Source organism: Streptomyces sp. XD-27, from assembly GCF_030553055.1.
Classification (GTDB): Bacteria; Actinomycetota; Actinomycetes; order Streptomycetales; family Streptomycetaceae; genus Streptomyces.
Genome location: NZ_CP130713.1, coordinates 5,969,937 through 5,992,001, shown reverse-complemented (window position 1 = coordinate 5,992,001; position 22,065 = coordinate 5,969,937). Strand labels below are relative to the sequence as shown.

The window sequence follows — 22,065 nt, the reverse complement described above, 5'->3', positions numbered from 1 at the left end:
CACCAGCGCGTCACTCCAGCGGCAGGGCGTAGACGTTGGTGCCGCTGGTGACGACGGCGACGTCGTCGGTGAGCGCGACGTGGCGACGTCCCACCGTCCCGTCGTCCAGCCCGGGGCCGATGTCGGTAAAGCGCCACAGCGGCGCCCCGTCCTCCACGTCGAACGCCTCCACCTCCACGTCGTTGGCCGAGATCAGTGTCCGTCCGCCCGGACTGATCAGCGTGTCAGGGGTGCCCGGCGCCACCGTCACCCGCATCGGGAGCCCATAGGTGCGCTGCCAGCGGATGTAACCGGTCGCGGACTCGACCGCGTGGACGCCGTAGCCCCCGTCGGTGACGTACGCGACACCACCGCGGACCACCGGGCGGCCGAAGCCGGCGAGGTGGCCCAGGCGCGTTTTGCCCTTCGCCCGCACGGTCCACGATTCGTCGTCCCGCAGCGTGTTGAATCCCCGTAGCGTCGGTCCGAGGGCGGCGATCAGAGTGTGGTGGGCGTCGGTGGTCACCATGCGGCCCGCGGTCACCTCCGGATAGGTGCGCCGCCAGGCCTCCCGCCCGTCGCCCCGCGCGAGCGCCAGGAACTGCTTGGCGGCGGTCTTGCCCTCGCGGGGCTTGCCGGAGCCACCGGGTGCCACGACCAGGACGTCCTCAAGGAGGTGTCCTTCGGTGAAGCCCTGGAGAAGGGGGCTGCGCCACAACTCCCTGCGCCGGTCCATGTCGAAGGCGACGACCAGGTGCCCTCCGCCTGTGCCGCCGCGTCGAGCGGCGAACCACACCGTATGGTCCTGGACGGCGAGCAGAGCGGTGAAGGACATGCCGCCGACGGCCCCGAGCTCCTTGCCCTCCCACCGGATACGGCCGTCGAGCGGGTCCAGGGCCACCGGTTCCCGACCGGGGACCAGGACGAGGTCCGTTCCGACATCGCGGACCGGACCGGACGGCCGCACCGTGTCCTGGGTCCACATCTCCTCGCCTGTGCGCAGATCGATGCCGGTCACGGCGCGGGCCCCGACGACGACGGCGACCTTCTCCCGCCAGATCAGCGGAGCGTGCAACGGCGTCGCCGCGCCCTTGAGTTCGCGGCTCCAACGAGGTATGGGCGGCGCCCCGCCGACGCGCCGAGTAGCAGGATGGTCGGCCGCGAGCCGCTCGGCCTCCGTGACAGGCGGTGCGTCCCCGTCCCGGGTCGCCAACCAGGCGCCCCCGCCCCCCAGGGCGGCGCCGGCCGTACCGGACGCGATCCCGACCAGGAGGGAGCGCCGGGAGGCGCTCACCCGGCTTTCCGGCGTCCGAGCCACGGCTGGGGCCGTCTCCTCGTCCGGCCCCGGGCGGGTTCCCGGAGGTGGTGGCACGGCGTCGCGGTCCGTCGGGGCGCCTCGACGGGCGCGGCCGACCGTCGTCCGGTCGGCCGCGCCACGCCCCTGCGCGGCGACTGCGTTCGGGGCCGGCAGAGGGTCGAGTTCGGCCGCCAGCACGGTGGAGGACTGCTCGGCGAGCTCCGCGATCACCCGCGCCGGCAGCCAACCGGGGACGAGCAGGGCCGCCGCGCGGCCGCTGCCGACGTCCACCACCGTCGCCATGCGGCCCGCGCCTGGCGCATGCACCGCGGATCCGCCACGGTCCACGATCGTGGGGACGGGCGTCGACGCGCCCGCGACGCCGAGCGGGCCGGCCGGCGCACCGGCAGCCGGGTCCGCTCCCGGCGCCAGCGCGTCCAGCAGTGCCCTGGCCCTCGGCCGCTGGGCGGGATCGGGTGCGAGACACGCCGTCACCAACCGCGCCAGGTCATCGGGGAGTCGCCCCAGCGCGCCCCGGCTCAGCCCCTCGCCCGGCCCGTGCCCGGTCGACGCGAACATCAGTACCGCGCCCAGGGCGTAGACGTCGCCCAGCGGCCGCGGCCGTCCCCCCGCCGCCTGCTCCGGCGGCAGGGAGTCCGGATCCAGCCCTGGTCGAGCGGACCGGGCCTCCCCGTCCGCGGCCGCCGCCCGCACGGCGCCGAATCCCGTGAGGCGTGGGCCGTCGGGGGTGATGAGCACCGTCTGCGGGCCGATCCCGGCGTGGGCGAAGCCCGCCTCGTGCAGCTCCGCCAGCGTTTCGGCGAGGGCCGCGCCCAGGACCCGAACGGTCGGCTGCGGCAGCGGGCCGCCCAGCACCGCCGGGAGTGCGGACAGCGGCAGGGCAGGAACGTAGGGCGTCGCGTACCACGGCACCCCCGACTTCGCGTCCGAGACCTCCCGGACGGGGGTGAGCCACCGCGAACGGGAGTTCTCCCGAAGGAGGCGCGCGTTCTCCGCCTCCGCCAGGAACCGTGCGCGATACGCGGGATCGTCCTCGAGCTCCCTCGGCGGCACGGTCAGCAGAGCCGTTGCCGTGCCGTCGGTGCTCCGGGCGATGTACCGACGGGCGGTCACGGGGACCCCGCTCGCCATGGCGTCGAGGGACGTCACAACCCGGTACGGGCCGAACAGGGGCGGCTCTGCCCCGGTCGGCGACGGTTCCACGTCCCCCACATTGCCCCCGTCGACGGACATCAGCTGGTCATGTCCCGCGCCGAGTTGTACACGTCCAGCACAGCCAGACACAGCGGCACAAGTGACAGCAGGAAAGCGCCTTCGGCCAGATCCGTGACGCGGCCCCAGAACGGCGTGAGGCCCTTCTTCGGGACGATCAGGGCGATCGCCGTGATCAGCGCGGCCCCCGCGGCGACGGCGGCGGCAAGCCAAACGGTCCGGATATGCATCTCCGTGCCGTTCCCGCGCAGCAGCTCGAGGACCGCGGTCGCCGGCGGGTTGAGGGACAGACCGAGGATGAGGAGGGCGAGTGCGGCCATCCCGGCGACCAGGACGCAGGAGACCTGCGCGGTGTAGCGGAACAGGCGAGCGCGCAGCAGCATCGCCAGGCCGCCGGCGAGGGCGAGCAACTGCCCCCAGAAGGACGAGGAGAAGCCGAGCACGGCCGCCGACCCCACGACGACCGCGGAGCATCCGGCGAGCAGGCCGAGCAGGAGTTCGTGGCCGCGGCGCGCCTGGGCGGCGATGCGCTCGGCGTCGACGGGCTGGGCGGCGACGGGTCCCTCCGGATCGGCGTCGAGATCGACCCGGCCGACCGGCCCACGTGGCGCGACATAGCCGATGGGCAGACGCGCTACGCGGACGGACATACCGGGCAGGAAGGCGATGGCGCCGATCGCGACGACACAGCTGACCGCCGCGGTCTGCGTGGCGCTGGCTTCGGTGAGGATCTGGCAGAACGTGGCGAGCGTGCCGAAGGCGGAGAGGAGGACGGCGGCGACGAACGGCGCGTCACCTACCGGCATGGCGGCGACCAGGGCCACGGAGACCACCAGGACGCCTGCGCATCCGAGCAGGAACTGCAGTCGGCCGACGCCCTCGCCGGGATCGAGCGCGAGGATGCCTGAGCTCGCGATCATCACATGCGGGAGCGCGGCCAGACCAAGGGCCACGGCAGAGGCCCGGTCCTCGTACACCCGCGCCCGTACGCCGGCGAACGCCGCGAGCAGCAGGCCGAACGCCGCCGCGATGATGCCGGGCAGACCGTGCATATCGTGCTTGACGGGGTCGGCGAACCACAGCACGAAGCCCATGAGAACCAGCAGCAGCGCGCCGCCGACGAGCCCGGACGCGCGCAGGAACCGGTCCTTCCACAGGGTACGGTCGCGGGCGACAGCGGCGGCGATGGCGTCGGAGACGTCGTCGTGCACGGCGGGCGGCAGAGACTGCGCGAAGGGACGCAGGCAGAGCAGGTCTCCGTCGAGGACACGCTGGGCGGCGAGCGAGCGGTGTCCGTCGAGGACACTGCCGTCCCGGCGCACCAGGTGGTAGCCGACCGGCGTACCCGCGGGCTGCGTCTGACCGGACAACCGAAGAATCTCCGGGTACAGGTCCGCGACGGCGATGTCGTCCGGGAGGGCGACATCGATCCGGCTGTCCGGCGCGACGACCGTGACTCGACAGAAACCGGTCGTAGTGGTCGAACTCACCTGTTGGACTCCCTCATTCGCTGTCGCACGCATGATGCGGCACGCAACCCTATCCGGCGCCGCCGAATGCATGTCCACGTAGGATCACCGTCGTCGAGCGACAGGGCGCCACCAACGGGGGCGCCGGCCCACGTCCGCAAGCCCACGCCAAGGATTGATACTCCGGTGAGTCAGATCATCGTGAAACGGCCACCTCGGGTGACCCCGCCCGAGATGCCCGGGGAGGAACTGCGGCTCGAAGCGCCCCCTGAGCTCCCGCGAGGGCAACAGGAGGGCATAGCGATGCAGCTCCTGCCGATGCTCGGCATGGGCTCGTCGGTGGTGTTCTTCTTCATGCCGAACACGGCTCCGTTCATGCGGATCATGGGCGCGATGATGCTGGTGTCGACGATCGCCATGGTCATCGCCCAGGTGATCCGGTACCGCAAGGGCTCGCAGGGAGAGGCGGTGCAAGGCCGCCGCGACTACCTGAAATACCTGGCGAAGACGCGCCGCAAGGTGCACCGCACGGCGCGGGCCCAGCGGGATGCCCAGTTCTTCCTGCACCCCAGCCCCGATCAACTGTGGTCGCTGGTGGCCGAGGGCAGCCGGCTGTGGGAGCGCCGGATCAGCGACGACGACTTCGGGCAGGTACGGATCGGCCTGGGCCCACAGGAGTTGTGGACGCCGCTGGTGGCCCCGGGGACGGCACCGCTGGACGAACTGGAGCCGCTCTCCGCCGGGGCCCTACAGCAGTTCGTGGCGACGCACAGCTCGCTCGACGGGCTCCCGATGGCCGTCTCGCTGCGGTCCTTCTATCACCTCACCATCTCCGGCGAGACGGAAGCGGCCCTGGGGAACGCCCGCTCGCTGGTCGCCAGCCTGACCGCGCTGCACTCGCCGGACGACCTGCACGTCGCCATAGTGGCCGGACCCGAGGCCGCGGAACGCTGGGACTGGATCAAGTGGCTGCCGCACTCCCAGGTCCCCGGCTCACTCGACGGCACCGGCACCAAGCGTCTGTTCAGCGACAACCTCCCGGAGGTGGAGGAACTGCTCGCGAGCCGGCTGGAGGGCAGGCCGCGGTTCAACCCGGAGGGACAGCCCCTGCTGGACCAGCCGCACGTCGTGGTGGTGCTCGACGGTGGGCTGGTGCCGTCGGGCTCCCTCCTGGCCGCGCCCGAAGGCCTTCAGGGAGTCACCTTGGTGGAACTCGTGGCGGGGGAGGCGGAGGAGCCACGGGGCGGACTCTCGCTGGACGTACGGCCGGGGCAGCTGCTGGTCGACTCCGCGGGAGCCGTCTACCGGGGCCTCCCCGACATCCTGTCACTCGAGGCGGCCGAGGCGCTCGGACGCCAGCTGGCACCCCTGCGGATGAGCGCCAGTGGCGATGACGACGAGCCGCTCCTGGCCAACCTGGAGTTCGCCGACCTCCTGGGACTCGGCGACGCTGCGTCCGTGGACCCCAACACCGCGTGGCGGCCCCGATCCACCGCCGAACGGCTCCGCGTTCCCATCGGAGTGGGCGAAGACGGCTCGCCCGTCATGCTCGACCTGAAGGAGGCGGCGCAGGAGGGCATGGGCCCGCACGGGCTGTGCGTGGGCGCGACCGGCTCCGGTAAGTCGGAGCTGCTGCGGACACTCGTCCTGGGCCTGGCGGTCACGCACTCCTCCGAGACCCTGAACTTCGTGCTCGCCGACTTCAAGGGCGGCGCGACCTTCGCGGGCATGGCGGGACTGCCGCACGTCGCCGCGGTGATCACCAACCTTGCCGACGATCTGACCCTCGTCGACCGTATGCGGGACTCCATCACCGGTGAGCTGCAGCGCCGTCAGGAACTGCTCCGGTCGTCGGGCAACTACGCGAATCTCAACGACTACGAGAAGGCGCGCGCCGCGGGAGCGCCGCTGGAACCGCTGGCCTCCCTGGTCCTGGTCATCGACGAGTTCAGCGAACTGCTCACAGCCAAGCCCGACTTCATCGAGATGTTCATCCAGATCGGCCGCATCGGCCGGTCGCTGGGCGTGCACCTGCTGCTGGCTTCTCAGCGGCTGGAAGAGGGGCGGCTGCGCGGTTTGGACACGTACCTCTCCTACCGCATCGGGCTGCGGACGTTCTCCGCGGCCGAGTCCCGGACGGCGCTCGGCGTCCCGGACGCGTACCACCTGCCGTCCGTGCCCGGTTCCGGCTACCTGAAGTTCGGCACCGACGAGATGGTCAGGTTCAAGGCCGCCTACGTCTCGGGGACCTACCGGGGCTCGGCCGCGGCGGACATCGACCGCGGTCCGCTGCCCGCCGACCGCCGTCCTGTGCTGTTCACCGCGGCTCCCGTGCCGGTCCGTTACGTGGCACCCGCCCCGGACTACTCGTTCACGCCCGCCACCACCGATGACGCACTCGCCGACACCGTGCTGGACGTCATCGTGCGGTGTTTGGAGGGCCAGGGCCCGGCGGCGCACCAGGTCTGGCTGCCTCCTCTGGACGAAGCGCCCCCGCTGGACCAGATCCTGTCGCCACTGGCCGCCTCGCCCGAGCGTGGCCTGCATGTGGCGGGCTACGCACGCAGCGGCGGCCTGGTCGTCCCGCTCGGCATCGTGGACAAGCCGTTCGAGCAGCGCCGCGACATTCTCTATCGCGACTTCTCGGGCGCGGCCGGCCATGTGTTGATCGTCGGCGGCCCGCGTTCCGGCAAGTCCACGCTGCTCCGCACCCTCATCGGTTCTTTCGCGCTCACGCACACGCCGGCTGAGGTCCAGTTCTACGCTCTCGACTTCGGCGGCGGTGGGATGATCGCCATCGAGGGACTCCCCCATGTCGGCGGCGTCGCGTCCCGTCTCGACCCGGAGAAGATCCGGCGCACGGTCGCCGAGGTCACGGGCATCCTCAACCAGCGTGAGGAGTTCTTCCGGGACAACAACATCGATTCCATCAGCACCTACCGCCAGCTCCGCTCCTCCGGACAACTGCCGGGCGAGCCATGGGGCGACGTCTTCCTGGTCATCGACGGCTGGCAGTCCTTCAAGACGGACTACGAGATGCTGGAACCGATCGTGGCGGACATCGCGGCCCGCGGCCTCGGCCTCGGAGTGCACCTGATCGCCACGGTCACCCGCTACATGGAGATGCGGGCGGCGCTGAAGGACCAGCTGCTCAGCCGTCTCGAGTTCCGCCTCGGCGACCCGATGGACTCCGAATTCGACCGCAAGATCGCGGTGAACGTGCCCGTCGGTTCGCCGGGCCGCGGCCTCACCGCCGAGAAGCTGCACTTCCTGGGCGGACTGCCCCGCATCGACTCCTCGTCACAGACCGAGGACCTGTCCGAAGCCACCGCGGCCTTCGTCAAGGCGTCTTCCGACAACTGGCCCGGACCGCACGCCCCCCAGGTCCGGATGCTGCCGCGGATGCTCGCCGCCCGGGAGCTGCCCGGCGGCCGTGACCAACCGGACCGCGGCGTGGCCATCGGCATCGACGAGATGAACCTCAAGCCCGTCTTCGTCGACTTCGACACCGACCCGCTCTTCGCGGTCTACGGCGAGACGGAGTCCGGAAAGACCGCGTTGCTGCGCCTGCTCATCAAGCAGCTCACCGAGCGGTACACACCGGAGGAGGCGCTGTTCGTCGTCGGTGACTACCGCCGCAGCCTTCTGGAGTGCGTGCCCGAGCCCCATCTCGTCGGATACGCCACGACCCAGAACGCCTTCGAGAAGTACGTCTCGGACATGAACACGCTGATCAGCAGTCGTATCCCCGGGACCGATGTCACACCGCACCAACTGCGCACCCGCAGTTGGTGGAAGGGGCCGCGCGCGTTCATCGTCGTCGACGACTACGACCTCGTCGCCACGTCCTCGGGCAACCCGATGGCGCAGCTGGTGGACAATCTGCCGTACGCGCGGGACTCGGGCGTCAACATCATCGTGGCGCGCAGCACCGCGGGAGCCGGCAGGTCGTCGTACGAACCGTTCATCCAGCGGTTCAAGGAGCTGGGGGCCCAGGGCGTCCTGCTGTCGGGACCGCCCGCCGAAGGCGAGCTTCTGGGCGGTGTGAAGGCTCGCCCGCTGCCGCCCGGCCGTGGTGTCTTCGTCTCCCGCCGGGGTGGGGCGTCGCTCGTCCAGACGGGTTGGCTCGAGGAAGACTGACGTCCACCATGAAGGAGAGGGGGCGTACCAGCCGAGCCGGTACGCCCCCCCTGCTGTGTCTCCGCTGTGCCTGCCGGCAGTCGGCCGCCGGGGCCGGTTGCCGGGTCAGTGCCGCTCGGCGGGCGAGCGCGAGGCCGCGTAGCGGTCGACCTCCGCCGTGGCGTCGGCCAGTCGCGCCATGACGTCAGGGTCCACCGCGGCCGCCGTGGGGGCTGTCGCGCGCACGGCGATCCCGCCGACGCCCGCGCCGCCCGCGGCCGCGGACCAGCCCGTGGCGTGCCGCGGCGTGCGGCCAGTGGCGCCGGGGAGCAGTTCGAGGGAGACCTCAGAGGTCGCGAGGGGCATGGGACCGAGTGCCTGGAGGATGGCCCCCGCGAGCTGTTCGGCGTTGGCCTCCAGGCTCCCCGCCCGCAGGGGAAACCTCTGGTCCAAGTGGACCTGCCCGTACCCGCGGAAGCCGGTGACACGCCCTTGCAGGGCGCGTGTGGCCATGAGTCCGTGCCGGTGCAGAATATGTGCGAGGGCCAGGGCGCTCTTCACCAGGTCGGGCACGATCTCCTCACCGGCGGTACGCGCCAGCTCCCACCGCCAGTGGCGCGTCTGCGCCCGCTGCGGCGCCCGGCCCTCGGCCAGAGCGACGAGACCCGCGGCGGCGGAATCGCCCAGAAGCCACCAGCCGCTGTGATCGGCGGCGAACAGCCGGCCGCTCTCGTCCACAGCCAGCAGCGCGCCGGCGTCGGTGCGGCCGAAGGGGAACAGGTACTCCCCGAGCTCTTCGCCGAAGGCTGCCAGGGTGTGCAGGTCGTGCCGGGCGAGGGTCGGATCCACCGCACACCCCGACGGGGCGACGCCGACGCCGGGCCCGGCGGGGGCGACGGTGAGCCCGTGGCACTCGCGGAGGGCGCGCTCGGCGGCGGGGAAAGGCTGCCAGTCGGGGTCCCCGTACACCGCCAGGGAACTCGCCGTCTCCAGCATGGCCAGCAGGGCACGGTCCGCGACGTCCCGTCCGGGATGCCAGCCCGCGGCCGTGAGCGCCGCGTGTCCGGGGCTTCGGTCCGGCGCGCTCACGGCCGCGTGATCTCCACTCCGAGCCGCTCCAGCAGCGCGGTGCAGGAACGGCAGGGCAGAGTGGTGCGTCCGTGCTCCGGGTCACCCTTCTCACGGATCAACTTGGACAGGATCACCGCACCGGCGAAGTACGGAACCGCCTCGTCGAGGGTGGTCCACCCGCCGTCGGTCCGCGTCTCGTCCAGCGCCCACATCTGGTCGGAGATCAGCGCGGACTCGGCGCAGTATCCGATGAAGGACTCGCGGAGGCCGACGGGCAGGGCGTCGAAGAACTCCCGCACGGCCGGGTGGAGGTCGGGGGTGCCCTCGCCGGTGAGGTTGGTCTGGCTGTAGATGCTGCCCTGGACGAGCAGACTGGAGGCGACCCCGAAAGCGATATCAGACATAAAACTCCCTCGCGGGTGCGGTCTTCACCTTCAGGCGGTTGGTGAACATCTCGAGCGCACCCTGCCTCAGATAGTAGTTCCCGGTGTCATGGAGGTAGAAGAACCGATCGAGGCCATGAGGCCGATGCGGCATCACACATAGAATTCGTCCGCATCGGACTGGTCGCCGGTCAAGAGACTGTTGAGCACTTCGTACCGCTCCGACCCGAGGTAGTAGAACCCCGACCAGTGAGTATAGAAGCATCGGCCGAGAGGGTCCATGACGGCCATACCGCGCTCAAGCCTTTCGAAAGCCACCGGAAACAGCGGCTGCTGGAGATCACCGGACAGTTCGGAAATCTCACGTGTTCTGACGGCGTCGACGAACCTGACCTCGAAGATGCAGTGCTCGTTAGGCGGCTCACCAGGGGACTCCAGGTCCAGGAAGGCGAATTCCCGGAGGAAGGAGATCACGGTCGAGAAGGGGCTCACCGCATAGCCGTGCGAACCGAGTTCGGCGGCCGCTGACGCCGTGAGGGCGGCTACCGCGCCCTCTCCCACATCCCGCCCCGGCTGCCAGCCGGCGGTGCGCAGTCGCGCTTCGATCTCTTGGTGGGTGAGCTGGCGAGGCACTGGAGTGTGCTCCTTGTCTTTCGTCGTCGTTCAACTAGCGCCCCTTTATACCCAAGGCGGGTAGCGCGTGCTTACATGAGTCACAGGCCGGGAGAAATTCTCCGTGCCGAGTCACCTCGCCCGTCTTCGGGTCTGTCATGTCGCCGATGGCGCGTGTGTCGATCACAGCCCCGTCCAGTGCTCGCCTGGCATCCTCAACGGTTCGTATGTTCTGCCCGGTTGGATCAAGCTGGTGCAGACGGTCCGATATCAGAGCGACCTCAGCGCACTGCCCATGGCCCCTACCGATCTTTTCCTCTCTGGCCTTGATGTCGTCATAAAGGTCTCGCACCGCCGGGTGGGGGTGTGGCCCCTGTGCCGCCTTCGCTCTTTCCCTCTCTTCTCCTTTGATGTTCTTGGGCACCTTGTGCTGCATGCTGGTATGCGAGGTGATCACACCATTGTGGAGCAGGCTGCCCGCACAGCCGGAGTCGAGGCGTCCCTTACCGGGCGGCGTCTGCCCGCGGGCGTTACTCGCCTCATCGGCAAGATCCCTGGTCTCCTGCTCCAGGAGGCGGCGCTGTTCCTCCGGGCTCAGACCGTTCACGTCGAGTGCATCCCGCCTGTGGTGATTCGTACCACCGGCGGTCTGACCGTGCCAGCGCGGCTGCGGGTGCAGCGGCTTGGGCCCTCCATTGGAGCCGCCCCCGCTGCCGGGCGGCTTGTTGCCGCCTCCTCCGCCGCCGGCCGGCGGTCCGTCCACGTCCGGTTTCTTGACGCCTTTGAAGTCGTCGCGGACCTTCTCGTTGCGGGCCTTGTGCCCCCCGCCCGCTTTGACGAGCCCGTCGCCGACGTCGTTCAGATGCGTCTTCAGCTTGCCGTGGGCCCCGCCGAGGGACGTCATCGCCTTCTCGACGGCGTTCTCGATGGTCTGCGCCAGGTCGCCCTTGCCCTTGGTGCGGCCGAAGTGGCCACGGCTGCGGGTGAGGTGGGGGCCACCCTTCTCGTCCAGGTGCTTGGAATGGTCATAGGTCCGCGAGGCGAAGGTGTTGTGCTCGTGCTCGTCGAAGACCAGATCCCCGGTGCCGCCGCCTGGGCCCACGCTCGCCAGCACCAGGCCCCCGCCCCCGCCGTCGACGCTGGCGAGCTGCAGCCCGTCCTTGCCCGCCTGCGCGGTCTGACCGAGGTCGACCCCGTCCCGGATCCCCACCCCGTCCTCGACGACCTGGACGATCAGATCCGTCGCCATGTTCTCCAGCGCCGCGAACGCCGGCGCGGTCACAACAGCCAGGATCTCCTCGGCGGCAAGCTTGGCGCCCTCCTTCAGCGCCTTCTTGACGATGGTGCGGGTGACCGCCACCCCGCCCAGGGCCGCCAGTTCGGACAGCCCGAGGGTGAAGATCGCCGTCGCCTGGGCGGCGGCCACCTCGGCGGCGAGAGTCCACAGCGCCGCGACTGCAGCACCTTTGGCACCCGCGACGAGGGTCGCGGCCCCGTCCAGCCCACCCGCCAGCAGCCGCGAAGCCTCCGCCAGATTGTGCAGATGCTTCCCGTTAAGCTTGTTGATATGGGCGTTGATGGCAGCGGTTGTCTCGCCCTTATTGGTCGAGATGAGCCGGTTCAGTGCCGTCTGCGTATCACCACGACCGGTATCGATCTCGGTCGCGAAATCCCGGAGCGCGTCGGCCATGTCGCGGTAGTCATCCTCATCGACATTCGGCCAACTCACGCCGATGAGATCGAGCACTGTGCTCAATTCATCGGGCAGAACAACGCCCATCCCCCACTCCCCCGTAAATGAGTTGACAATTAGGTTCGCGGATACTGCACCGGTACTCAAGTCACGGTATGCGCTTGCATGTTCAACTTGAGCTCCTGCACGTTAGCACGCCGTCAGGATATCGAACTCGCTCTCGAAGCGAGTTCCAGAGTTGACCCAGTTCTGTGACACAGCTGCGTCAATCCGGCAGAGATGTTGCACGCATGCGGTCAATCGGTCACGACACGCCGAACCCGTCGCACAGTCGGCCCCACCACCCCTTTAGGGACGGCGGAGCCGGCATGTGCGGAGATCAGGGCGTGTTGGCAGGTGGCGGTCCGCTGTGGGAGCTGTGCGGTCCAGGTCCATGGGGGTTCGGCGGGGACGGGCTTGGGAGAGGCGGAACCGTCGGGGGCATGAGGTGATGCCCAGCCCCTGCCGGCGGGAGATTGCCGAACGGCGGCGCGGTGGGAGCAGGGACCGCGCCGACCAACGCGCGCGCCTTCCGGCGGCGCAGGATCACGAACAGCGCGAGAGCGGGGAGGGCTACAGCGGCGACGATGCCGACGATCTTGCCGGCGTTCTCTGCGGAGTCGCTTCCGGAGCCGCTGGCGGCCTCGTCTTGGGGGGCGTCAGCGGGTGCGGAGGTGTCCGGCACCGGCTTCTTCGAGGCCGAGGGCGAGGGCGACGCCGAGTCGTCCTTGTTGGCTTCCACCAGGGGGTTGACGTCAGCGGGGCCTGGGTCGCCCTTGCCTTCGAGGAGGTTGATGCGCGGGCGGACGAAACCGTAGCCGACGTATCGGCTGGGGACCTTGCCCTTGGGCTTGCCGGCTGTCTCCAGCATGACGCGAAGGACCTGGTTTCCGGTCCACTTCGGGTGCTTGGCCCAGATGAGGGCGGCGGAGGCGGAGGCGATGGCTGTGGCCTGGCTGGTGCCCTCGCTTCGGCAGTAGCCGGGCTTGTCCTCCGGGCAGGGGACGGGGATGTCCTTTCCGGGCGCGGCAAGAGCTAGGCGCGGCCCGTAGTTCGAAAACTTGACCCACGTGAGCGTGTCATCGACCGCGCCGACTGCCGCTACACCATTACTGCTTGCCGGATAGACGATGTCATGCTCCCCATCGTTTCCGGACGCAGCGAAGAGCAGCTTCCCCTTCCCAATAGCGTAATCAACGGCCTCCTGAAGCTGAGCCAACTCGTTGTCTTCGAAGGCGTAGTCCTCAAACCCCACAGACATGTTGATGATCTGCGCGTCAGAGTCGGCAGCGTATCGGATGGCAGCAATCAGCTTGGGAATGCTGGTCAGCTCGACCTCCTTAACCGAGCCCTCGATTTTCACTGGGAGGATACGTGCGCCAGGGGCAAGGCCCTTGATTCCCTGTCCGTTGGCACCATTACCCGCGATGAGCGTTGCCATGGCCGTTCCATGGCCTGCTGCGTCAATACGAGCGTCTTTCTTCGGCTCGACGAGGTTCTGCCCTTTCAGTACCTTGCCGCGCAGTTCCGTTTCGGAAGCCTGGACACCGGAGTCAAGAACGGCAACGGTGATGCCCTCGCCCGTACTGACCTCCCACATACGTTCGGCTTGCATCTTGTCCAAGTGCCAATGGCGCTCACGCATGGTCTCCGCCGCGGCGGAAGGCGCGAGGACGCCGCCGATGGCGAGCAGCGACGTGAGGAGGGAGATGACCGCCTTGGATCGGCGATGCGCATGCATGACTGTTGCCTTCATCCCACCTACTTGAGTTTGCTGCTCACCATCAGCGGCTGGTTGTCTCTGGGCTGCTCTATTCGATCACGGGAGGAACGACGTCGTCCCGCCCTGTCGCCCACACGTCGTCATCCTCGACCCGGCGTCGAGCGGCCGCGTCCTCTCGGCTGGCAGGACGGCGCCGACCGTTTTGCGGCCCCCCTGCCACGTGCCCGATGACGCCGTTCGTGTTCGGTCCTCCGCGAACGGGCCCGCGTCCTTCGGGCGTGACGTCCCGTCGTCCAGCCGGCGATCCCGTATTGGGGCGCCCGCCGATCACTCCCTGGCCACCGGTCATCGCATGGCCCGGGCCGCCCACCATTCCCCCGCGGCCCACGGCCATCTGCTCACCGCCGATGACGGGGCCGCGGGGCGCGCCTCGCGTCGCGCCCGGCTGACTCTGCATGGGCGGTCCGCCCGTGATCGGCGGTCCGCCCATGATCGGCCTTCCGACGGGCGGTGTCCCCACAGGTGGTGTGCCGAGCGACGGAGTGACAGGCATCCTGCCGCCCCCTGGCCCAGGGTTCCTTCCGGCCGGAATACCCGGGACAGGTGAAATGGGGGTGACGCGACCACGCCCGGGCGGGATCCGTGTGGGTCCTGTCGGCAGAGGCAGTCCCGGAACCGGCACGGTCGGGCTGGGGTCTCGGGTGGTGGGAAGTGGCGGCGTGCCGCGATCCGACGGCAACGGCATGGTCGGTGCTTCCGGCAATGTCACACTGTCGATGTTCGTGCCCGTGGCCTCGGGCAGCGAGACGCCGCCCGGGAAGCCGCCAGGGGAACCCCCTGGAGCCGGCGCTGCCGGCACCTCCGCGGGGTGGTGTGGAGTCGCATACGACGGGGTGGCTGAGGCCTGGTAGCCACCGGACGGAGCTCCACCCGTGTACGGACTCGCCGTCGACTGGTAGCCGCCGGGGGAACCCTCCGTGCCGTAACTCTCGTACCGGCTTCCCTCACGCGGCGGAAGCACCTGCTGCGGCAGCGGCTCAAAGACCGGCTCCGCGGGCTTCTTGATGTCGGCGGTCGCAAGCGAATAGTAGGAAGCGAGCTTGGCCATCTGCGGCCGCAGCACCTTCTCCGCCTCAGCCGCCATCTTCTCGTACTCAAGCGGCTTGTACGGCTCCCCGTTCGCTTTGGTTCGCCCCCCGCCCGGGTTATCACGGGTGCACTCTCCGACTCGCTCTACGGGGACATCCACCGTGTCGACAACGGTCTTGACCTCACTCAGAGCCCCACCCGCGACCTGCATGGAGTAGCCGACGGCAAGCACGTAGTCGGCAAGCGTGTTCGCCTGCTTCCAGAACCGGTCCCCCATTCCCGGAATGCTTTGCCGCCCTTTCCTTCCCACTCGACGCGGTCGATGAGCCTCTTGAGCTCGTCACCGATGCTGTCAATCTTGGCGCCGGCCAGCGAGAGGGTGCGACCCTTGCTCGTGATCGACTCTGCGTTCGTGCCCGCCAGCATGCCCGCCATTTGTTCGGCGGTCATGTTCTCGAAGCTGTCTAGGTGGGTGATAACGATCGGCGGCAGCGCCGACTTCGACTCTTCGCCCATGCCCCTGTTCCCCCGTCACGTCACCCGGAGCCGGACTTTTCCTTGCCGGTATCGTCATGCTTTCCGGCCTCGGAGCCCGGTTCCTTCTTCTCGTGTTCCTTCTTGTACTTCTCGTAATACAGCTCGGTGCGCTTCTGGATGGCCTGAAGGCGCTGGGCCTGCTCCTGGTCGATACCCTTGTAATCGCGATCGGCCGCGGCAGCGGTGATTCCCAGTGCCTCCATCAACTCCCGAGCGTCTGGGAGAACTGAAGCACCCGCGCGTGGGCGGAGGCATAGGCACCGGCCAGCCCCGCCGCCTGCGGGATGGTGCCGAATGCGCCGTTCGCCACCTGATGCTTCGTGATTTTGTCGTGGTGAGCCTCCGACTCGCCCAACTGGATCAACAGCTGGTCCAAGGCCTTTTTGAAGTCCGGCAATGATTCCGGCGGAAGATCCACGTCCTTCTTCGACTTGGAGGCGCCACCAGAATTCTCCGCCGGATGTTCCTGCCCCATGAAGCACCCCCCTGAAGTGCTCGTTCACATCCGCAGACGTGGGTGTGAGATTCTCGAGCCGGATCTCACACCCACGCATACCTTACATTTGCCCTTGCGGCCGACTCGGCCGCTGCCGCGCCGTCAGCCCGCGAACCTGCGAGCCCCCGCCGCGTCGGTGCTCTGATAGCCCTCGGTGGCCTCGTGGAGCTTCCGCGAGATCGTCGTCAGCGTCTGGTGAAGATGGTTCACCTTCGTGTTCCAGTCGTGCTGCCGCTCATAGAACGCCTGCTGGGTCTTACCGTCCCAGGTATCCACCACCGCCTTGACCGAGGACATGAGGGTGTCCAGCTCGGACTTGATGGTGTCGGCCGTGCTCTTGACCTGATTCGAGGCCTCAACGACCCCAGCGTAGGTAATCTCCATTGGTGCTGCGTCTCCTGATTCGAAGCTGGCTGGTTGGCGTGAGGACTAGGACACCTGGAAACGGTCGAGAACGGTGTTGTTGTCGTTGCCCAGGTCGACGCCCTTCCAGGCGTTGAGCCGTTCGACCTCCTGGGCGTCGAAGCCGTCCTTGCTCGACTGGACCGCGTCCTTGGTGAAGGCCAGGAGCTCCTTCACCCGCCGGACGTCGTCGTTGACCTGACGCTGGAGTTCGTTGTACGCACCTGCCGCGACGCCCTTCCAGTGGCCCTCGACGGCGTCGATCACACCGTTGAGCGTGCTGATCCGGCTCTCAAGGTTGTCGTGCATGTTCCCGAGATCCCGGATCAGCTTGTCGATCTGTTCCGGCGAAAGCCGAAGGTCCTTTGCCACGCTGCACCTTCCCCCATGAAGTGGTTGTCGGATCGACCATTTCCGCACGGACGATCCGGTCATCAGATCGGAGTCTTCAACTGCCACTCTAGCCCCCGCTCGTTTGAGCGAACCAACGAGTAAGGGCAGCTGTGACAGCGCTGTGACAGCCAAGGTCATCTTCGAGGCTGTCGGCCGAACCTCACGTCCCCGCCGAACTGTTGCGGCGGCGCCGGTCGCGCAGGACGACGGCTCCGCCCGCGGTGGCCGCGACGAGGATCGCCGCCGTACCCAGGGCGTAGGTGGCGAAGCGCTCCCGTCGCTCCTGCGGGGTCTCGCCCTGGGTAAGTCGGGCCACGGTGGGCGGTTCGACGTTCTTGGCCGGCTTCTCGTCCACCGTCGGATGGTCGATGGGGTGGTCGTCCTCATTGAGTGCCCGAACGGGGTCGACGACTCCCCAGCCGATGTAGGGATCGCGGCCGTTGACACCACGCTCGGCGGTCTGCTCGATCTGCGCGACGACCTGCTCCTGGGTCCAGTCCGGGTGCTTCGCGCGGATGAGTGCGGCGACACCGGCCACGTACGGGGCGGAGAAGCTGGTGCCGTTGTCGACGCATTGACCGCCCTTGGGAACCGTTGACACGATCTCCACGCCTGGTGCCGCGACATCGACGAAATGGCCGCTCTGGGAGAACAGCGCCCGCTCGTTGTTGCGGTCGGACGCGGCAACCGCGAGGACACCCGGGTAGGCCGCCGGGTAGGTGTTGTGCAACTCGCGGTCCGCGCCGTCATTGCCCGCGGAGGCGACGACGACCACGTCGTGCTTGATCGCGAAGGCGATGGCCCTCTCCAGGCCGCTATGGCGGAGCCTGCCCTTGGTGTCCTGGGAGATGTTGATGACCCGGGCGCCTTCGTCCACGGCCTTCTCGATAGCCCTGGCCAGGGTGTCGGGGGTACCCGTGCCTTTCGCATCGTTCTGCCTGATGGGAATGATCTCGGCTTCGGGGGCCAAGCCCACGAAGCCGGTGCCCTCGATCGGACGAGCGGCGATGATGCCCGCAGCCTTGGTGCCGTGGCCGACTTCGTCGTCGGTGCCGTCGCTGCGCTTGGGCTTGTCCTTCGACCCGCCCTCGTTCTTGTCCTTCGGGAGGAAGTCGGCGCCCTTGCTGGCGTTGACTGCCTTGGTGAGCTGCGGGTTGGTGTTGTCGACACCGGTGTCGATCACGGCGACCCGGACCGGGTCCCCGTTCTTCTCGCGTCCCTTGGTGTCCTTCCACAACTGGTCCAGCACCAACCGCTGCAGTGGCCAGGGGGTGCCCTTGATCTGCTTCTTCATCGGGAACGTGCACTCGCCGCTGCCGCCCGGTTCGCGCTGGGGCATCCTCCCCGCCGCGGCTGCCGCAGTCCCGCCCGTCGCGCAGACTCCCAGCGGCACGACCAACCCCACGAGAGCGGCCGCCGCCGCCAGCCTGGCGCCCCGTCCGATGCCTCGCACCGCGCTCACTCCTGCCCCCGCAGCTCACTCATCTTCTGGATCCCTCGCGGCTACGCGCCTTGCGGCTGCCTGGCGCTGTTGGCGTCCAGTCGCGGTCCAATGGGAAGGAACTCCGACCAGCTTCGGGGGATCGGGAGCGGGTCCAGACCTTGGTAGCCCAGGCGGATCTGTGCCTCATTGGTCTTCGAGTTCGTGAGGGCGCCCGAGGACTTCTGTTCATCCTGGTCGGCATCACCGATCTTCGACTTGCCCGTGCTGCCGTCGTTGTTGGCCTGCACCTGGTAGCGGAGTCCGGTGTCCGTGACCAGGAAGACGGGCCCTTCCTTGGTCGCCTTGCCTTGGATCTGCCGGTAGAGGAGACCGGTTCCGGGCGTGACGTACGCGCTGGTGGCGCCGTCCACGATCGTCGCGGGGTAGTCCCGGCCCGCCCAGGTGCCCAGCTCGGGCGTACCGTCGCCGCTGACCCCTTCGAGGATGTTGCAGACGGTGTCGTTGCCACCGCCGTCGGGGTCGGCCGCGTTGGCCTGGCGCGGCGCCTCGGTGGGCCACTTCCCGCCGGAGAACTCGCCCTCCGAGACGAAGGTCGCGGCGTGCACCCGCTCCGGAATGGCCTTCTGGCCCAGGCGCTCCAACTGCCTGCTGTTCAGCAGGAGATCGGCCACGAAGTCCGAGACGCGGGCGACCTTGCCCTGGAGAACGATGTAGTGCTGAGGACCGGTACCGGTGGCCGTGGTCAGCACCACACCGACCCGGTTGGCCTTCTGACCGAGGCTCGGAATGCCGGCATCGGCGCCGATCCGTCCTGGAACCTCGGGAAAGCGAATCGGCTCACCGTCCTTGAGGGTGCCCAGCCAGTCCTGGGTCACCTGCTGCGGCTGTGCACCGTCCTGGAAGAGCGTACGCAGCATCAGTTTGTCGTTTTCATCGGGCTTCTTCGCGGATCGCTCGTCGCCGATCAGATATTTCATGCCGTCCGGATCGACGAGATACCGGGCGCCGCTCTTCACTTCCTGGACGTAGAGCACCTGATCGTCACGGAGCCGCTGCCGACCCTCTACCCTTTCCGCCTCTCGGTCCGCGAGGAGGAACACCGCTCGCTGCGTGGTCTTCCCATTGCCGCCGGGCTGTTCGCAGACCACCCACCGCTTCCGCTTGCCCGCCTCGTCGGCCGAGGGAATGCGGTCCGGCGCGTACGGAATGCCGAGCGTCGGGCCCCGCGGGATGTCTCCGCTGTCGAGCACCGACTCCTTCACCTCGATGATGCTGGACTGGTCGGGCTTGAGGAGGAGCTTGGCGGAGGCGAGGTTGAGCACGGGATGGAGTTGCTTCTTCTTGTCCTTGCCCGTCTCGAGGACGACATAGCGGGTCGTGGACTCACTGCCGACGATGACATGGGCGCCGGGTTCGTCCCAGCCTCGCGGCACCGCCGGTTTGAACATTCCCCAGGCACCGAATACCGCGACGACGAGCGCCCCCACCACGAGGCTCGGCAGGATCGCGCGCAGAGGACGCGGGGCCCCTTCCTCGGTGACGCCGAGCGAAGGTTGCACAAACGCCGCAACCGCCCGCTTCTTCGCAAAGGTATAGGCGTTGAGCTCATCCCGCCGTGATGCCATGTGTCGCTGCTTCTCCCCGTCTTCAACCTCGACAGCCAGGCGCCTGTCCGGGACCGGTACCAGCCCACCGCACGCCGAATGCTCCTGTGCTCGGCCGCTGGAAGACACCCTACGACCTTCCGATACCGTGACAGCCCGATCAGCCGACCCGCCGCGACGGGTGCTCCGGACGAAAAGGACAAGGTGGTCTCTCTGATGAGCTCTGCCCCACGCGCGCGCACTCCCGAGCGTGCCGTACCGAGGCAGCCCTCACGCACCACAGGTTTCGGGCCCGTGCGACTGCAGCAGCTCGTGCTTCTTGAGGTCGCCGCCGCGCTGGTCCTCGTCGCCTGGGTCATCAGGCCGCTGCTCCTCGCTCCGGCGGCGGCGATCGCCCTTGTCCTCCTCGTGGCCGCCGTATGGCAGCGCAGGCAGCAGCCGGTCCCCGAGTGGGTGGCGGGCGCGATGGCCCTGCGGCGCCGTCAGAAGCTCGCGAAGGAGCCCATCCCGGCTGACACCGATCCTTCGTTGGCGCCCGCGGTCGAGTGCGACCCGGCTCTGACCACCTGCCTGTACACCGCCCGCGGCCGGCGCGAGATCGGCATGGTCGGCGACGGTACATTCCTGACCGCCGTCCTCCAGGTGCAGGGCACGGACAGCCCGTTGCGGCCGTTGACCGGCGAACGGCCGTTGCCGCTCGGGCTTCTACAGGATGCACTGGTGGTGGACGACATCCGTCTGGAGTCGGCGCAGGTCGTCCAGCACACCCAGCCCGCGCCCGCGCCGCACCTGCCCGAGCATTCCGTCGCCGCCCGCAGTTACGCACCGCTCCAGGAGCAGAGCGGCGCGCCCGCGATCCGCCTGACCTGGATCGCGCTCAAGCTCCATCCGGAGCTGTGCCCCGAGGCCGTCCAGGCGCGCGGGGGCGGCCTGGAGGGCGCGCAGCGCTGTCTGGTGCGGGCCGTCGACCAGTTGTCGAGCCGGCTCGCGGGAGCCGGGTTCACGGCGAAGGTGCTGAGGGAGGGTGAGGTGACCGCGGCCATCGCGACGTCGGCCTGTGCCAACCCGCTTGCCACCGCGCAGGCGGGGCGGGCGAGTGCGCCTGTGCGCCGTACGGTCGAGACCTCGCGCGCCTGGCGCTGCGACGACCGCTGGCACACCACCTATTGGGTGGGCCGCTGGCCGCAGCTGGGGCCGGACAGCGCGCCCCTGCCCCGGGTCGTCTCACTCCTCACCTCCGTACCGGCCCTCGCCAGCACGTTCAGTCTGACGCTGGCGCACGGGCGCGGCTCGGGGAGCGCGCCGAGCGTCAGCGGGCACGTACGGATCACCGGGCGCAGTGACACCGAACTGGTCGAGGCACGCAAGACGTTGGAGCGGGCCGCGCGGAGCGTGAAGGTCGGACTGGTTCGCCTGGACCGTGAGCAGTTGCCAGGAGTGCTCGCGACTCTTCCCTTGGGAGGCACCCGCTGATGGCCGTGACAAGCGCTTCCAGCAGTGCTGCCCCTCCCGGCGCGGACGATGCCGCCCATGCCGCGGCTCCGCCGCGCAGACGGCGCCCCGGCTTCGGGCTCATCGGGCCCCGGCGTGAACGGCATGCGCTGTCACTGGAGCAGTTGGGCGCGATGGCGCTTCCCGTCGGTGACGACGGTGTGGCCATCGGTGTCGACCCGCAGGGGCAGCCTGCCGTCCTGGGGTTCAGCCGTCCCGAGCCGTTCGACGCGGTGTTGATCGGCGGGCTGTGGACGGCGCAGGCACTGGCGCTGCGTACCGCCGGTACCGGAGCCCGGATCGCCGTCGAGACCGGACGTCCCCAGATGTGGGCGAATCTGGTGCAGGCCGCCGGCGGCGGGCAGCAGTGCATGACCGTCTTCGATGTGGGGCGGGTTCCGCCGCAGGGGCCGTCGGTGGGCAGCCCCGTGCTGGTGGTACGGGACTGCGGGATTCGGCCTCCCCGGGGCCGGGTCTCCTCCCTGCCGTGGCAGTCGGTGCTGACCCTCCTGCCGTATCTGAGCCCGGTCGCGCCGCGGCTCCTGGAGAACGCGGGACTGGTCGGCATCCAACGGGTCTCTCCGGACGAGGCCACGCAAATCGGGCGCATCCTGGGGTTGCCGGAGGCGGATGTCGCCGCCCTGTCAACGCTCGGTGACGGTGTGACACTGTGGTGCACGCGCTCGTCCCGGCGGTACGTCATGACGCAGCCGACTGACGCGGAATCGGGTTTGCTGGGCGCACCGCGCCGCGTGGACTGACGCGGCAGCGGGCATGAGGCAGAGGTGAGCCGTGCTCTTGAGGCATGGCTGAGCCGGGTCTGAGGCATGCGCGAGGCCTGCGCGAGGCGTGGGTGATGCATGCGTGAGGTATCGGACAGCTTCGAGGACAGGGCGGGCCTGCCGTCGTGGTGTGCAGGGTGATTAGTCTTGTCGTGCGCGGTGGAGAACCTGTTCACGGGTACCCGGCGTCACAGAAGAGGAAAGCCGAG

17 protein-coding genes are annotated in these 22,065 nt (G+C 68.9%); 3 read left to right on the top strand and 14 right to left on the bottom strand.

The genetic code is table 11. From position 1 onward, the window contains the following. Positions 1-10 precede the first annotated feature (10 nt). Both Q3Y56_RS26165 and eccD read right to left on the bottom strand, forming a co-directional pair. Entirely contained in the window at positions 11-2,530 is a 2,520-nt protein-coding gene (locus Q3Y56_RS26165; RefSeq protein WP_304464265.1) for a PQQ-binding-like beta-propeller repeat protein, read from the bottom strand. Then, positions 2,530-3,999: a type VII secretion integral membrane protein EccD gene (gene eccD, locus Q3Y56_RS26160; RefSeq protein ID WP_304464264.1), complete on the bottom strand. Its 1,470-nt coding sequence runs from the start codon at positions 3,997-3,999 to the stop codon at positions 2,530-2,532. The genes Q3Y56_RS26165 and eccD overlap by 1 nt, the downstream gene beginning before the upstream one ends. A gap of 165 nt (positions 4,000-4,164) precedes the next feature. On the opposite strand from eccD, the gene eccCa reads away from it, so the two are divergent. Then, positions 4,165-8,118 (top strand): type VII secretion protein EccCa, encoded by a 3,954-nt coding sequence (gene eccCa / locus Q3Y56_RS26155; RefSeq protein WP_304464263.1) that lies wholly within the window; start codon positions 4,165-4,167, stop codon positions 8,116-8,118. 105 nt (positions 8,119-8,223) lie between these two features. Here the strand turns inward: eccCa and Q3Y56_RS26150 are convergent, their stop codons facing one another. The 12 genes from Q3Y56_RS26150 to eccB all read right to left on the bottom strand — a co-directional run bounded on the left by Q3Y56_RS26150 (position 8,224) and on the right by eccB (position 19,604). Next, positions 8,224-9,186: an SUKH-3 domain-containing protein gene (locus Q3Y56_RS26150; protein ID WP_304464262.1), complete on the bottom strand. Its 963-nt coding sequence runs from the start codon at positions 9,184-9,186 to the stop codon at positions 8,224-8,226. Further along, positions 9,183-9,572, bottom strand: coding sequence for a YwqJ-related putative deaminase (locus tag Q3Y56_RS26145; protein WP_304464261.1), 390 nt, complete (start codon positions 9,570-9,572; stop codon positions 9,183-9,185). Before Q3Y56_RS26145 ends, Q3Y56_RS26150 begins: the two co-directional genes overlap by 4 nt. Before the next feature lie 132 nt (positions 9,573-9,704). After that, entirely contained in the window at positions 9,705-10,184 is a 480-nt protein-coding gene (locus Q3Y56_RS26140) for an SUKH-3 domain-containing protein (protein ID WP_304464260.1), read from the bottom strand. A gap of 34 nt (positions 10,185-10,218) precedes the next feature. Continuing rightward, positions 10,219-11,943: a YwqJ-related putative deaminase gene (locus Q3Y56_RS26135; protein WP_304464259.1), complete on the bottom strand. Its 1,725-nt coding sequence runs from the start codon at positions 11,941-11,943 to the stop codon at positions 10,219-10,221. Between the two features lie 292 nt (positions 11,944-12,235). Continuing rightward, complete coding sequence (locus Q3Y56_RS26130; RefSeq protein ID WP_304464258.1) at positions 12,236-13,651, bottom strand: S8 family serine peptidase; 1,416 nt, start codon at positions 13,649-13,651, stop codon at positions 12,236-12,238. 1,242 nt (positions 13,652-14,893) lie between these two features. Beyond that, the gene (locus Q3Y56_RS26125) at positions 14,894-15,223 is read right to left on the bottom strand and encodes a hypothetical protein (protein ID WP_304464257.1); all 330 of its coding nucleotides are present in this window, start codon (positions 15,221-15,223) and stop codon (positions 14,894-14,896) included. A 20-nt stretch (positions 15,224-15,243) separates the two neighbouring features. Further along, positions 15,244-15,447, bottom strand: a complete 204-nt coding sequence (locus Q3Y56_RS26120) for a hypothetical protein (RefSeq protein WP_304464256.1) — start codon at positions 15,445-15,447, stop codon at positions 15,244-15,246. Beyond that, positions 15,447-15,719 (bottom strand): hypothetical protein, encoded by a 273-nt coding sequence (locus Q3Y56_RS26115; protein ID WP_304464255.1) that lies wholly within the window; start codon positions 15,717-15,719, stop codon positions 15,447-15,449. Before Q3Y56_RS26115 ends, Q3Y56_RS26120 begins: the two co-directional genes overlap by 1 nt. Positions 15,720-15,842: 123 nt before the next feature. Next, the gene (locus tag Q3Y56_RS26110) at positions 15,843-16,124 is read right to left on the bottom strand and encodes a WXG100 family type VII secretion target (RefSeq protein WP_304464254.1); all 282 of its coding nucleotides are present in this window, start codon (positions 16,122-16,124) and stop codon (positions 15,843-15,845) included. Positions 16,125-16,169: 45 nt separating this feature from the next. Then, on the bottom strand, positions 16,170-16,514 hold the full coding sequence (locus Q3Y56_RS26105; RefSeq protein WP_304464253.1) for a WXG100 family type VII secretion target: 345 nt from the start codon (positions 16,512-16,514) through the stop codon (positions 16,170-16,172). 181 nt (positions 16,515-16,695) lie between these two features. Continuing rightward, positions 16,696-17,874: a type VII secretion-associated serine protease mycosin gene (gene mycP / locus Q3Y56_RS26100; RefSeq protein ID WP_304465808.1), complete on the bottom strand. Its 1,179-nt coding sequence runs from the start codon at positions 17,872-17,874 to the stop codon at positions 16,696-16,698. Positions 17,875-18,038: 164 nt separating this feature from the next. Continuing rightward, on the bottom strand, positions 18,039-19,604 hold the full coding sequence (gene eccB / locus Q3Y56_RS26095) for a type VII secretion protein EccB (RefSeq protein ID WP_304464252.1): 1,566 nt from the start codon (positions 19,602-19,604) through the stop codon (positions 18,039-18,041). 195 nt (positions 19,605-19,799) lie between these two features. Between eccB and eccE the strand changes: the two genes are divergently transcribed. Beyond that, complete coding sequence (gene eccE, locus Q3Y56_RS26090) at positions 19,800-21,056, top strand: type VII secretion protein EccE (RefSeq protein WP_304464251.1); 1,257 nt, start codon at positions 19,800-19,802, stop codon at positions 21,054-21,056. Beyond that, positions 21,056-21,835 (top strand): hypothetical protein, encoded by a 780-nt coding sequence (locus Q3Y56_RS26085; RefSeq protein WP_304464250.1) that lies wholly within the window; start codon positions 21,056-21,058, stop codon positions 21,833-21,835. Before eccE ends, Q3Y56_RS26085 begins: the two co-directional genes overlap by 1 nt. Positions 21,836-22,065 lie beyond the last annotated feature (230 nt).

What these genes read in the sequence shown, in the direction of transcription:
- Q3Y56_RS26165 (WP_304464265.1), bottom strand. Translation starts at nt 2,530, where the DNA reads ATGTCCGTCGACGGGGGCAATGTGGGGGACGTGGAACCGTCGCCGACC.
- Q3Y56_RS26145 (WP_304464261.1), bottom strand. Translation starts at nt 9,572, where the DNA reads ATGTCTGATATCGCTTTCGGGGTCGCCTCCAGTCTGCTCGTCCAGGGC.
- Q3Y56_RS26135 (WP_304464259.1), bottom strand. Translation starts at nt 11,943, where the DNA reads ATGGGCGTTGTTCTGCCCGATGAATTGAGCACAGTGCTCGATCTCATC.
- Q3Y56_RS26130 (WP_304464258.1), bottom strand. Translation starts at nt 13,651, where the DNA reads ATGAAGGCAACAGTCATGCATGCGCATCGCCGATCCAAGGCGGTCATC.
- Q3Y56_RS26125 (WP_304464257.1), bottom strand. Translation starts at nt 15,223, where the DNA reads ATGGGCGAAGAGTCGAAGTCGGCGCTGCCGCCGATCGTTATCACCCAC.
- Q3Y56_RS26120 (WP_304464256.1), bottom strand. Translation starts at nt 15,447, where the DNA reads ATGGAGGCACTGGGAATCACCGCTGCCGCGGCCGATCGCGATTACAAG.
- Q3Y56_RS26115 (WP_304464255.1), bottom strand. Translation starts at nt 15,719, where the DNA reads ATGGGGCAGGAACATCCGGCGGAGAATTCTGGTGGCGCCTCCAAGTCG.
- Q3Y56_RS26110 (WP_304464254.1), bottom strand. Translation starts at nt 16,124, where the DNA reads ATGGAGATTACCTACGCTGGGGTCGTTGAGGCCTCGAATCAGGTCAAG.
- mycP (WP_304465808.1), bottom strand. Translation starts at nt 17,874, where the DNA reads ATGCCCCAGCGCGAACCGGGCGGCAGCGGCGAGTGCACGTTCCCGATG.
- eccB (WP_304464252.1), bottom strand. Translation starts at nt 19,604, where the DNA reads ATGGCATCACGGCGGGATGAGCTCAACGCCTATACCTTTGCGAAGAAG.
- eccE (WP_304464251.1), top strand. Translation starts at nt 19,800, where the DNA reads ATGAGCTCTGCCCCACGCGCGCGCACTCCCGAGCGTGCCGTACCGAGG.
- Q3Y56_RS26085 (WP_304464250.1), top strand. Translation starts at nt 21,056, where the DNA reads ATGGCCGTGACAAGCGCTTCCAGCAGTGCTGCCCCTCCCGGCGCGGAC.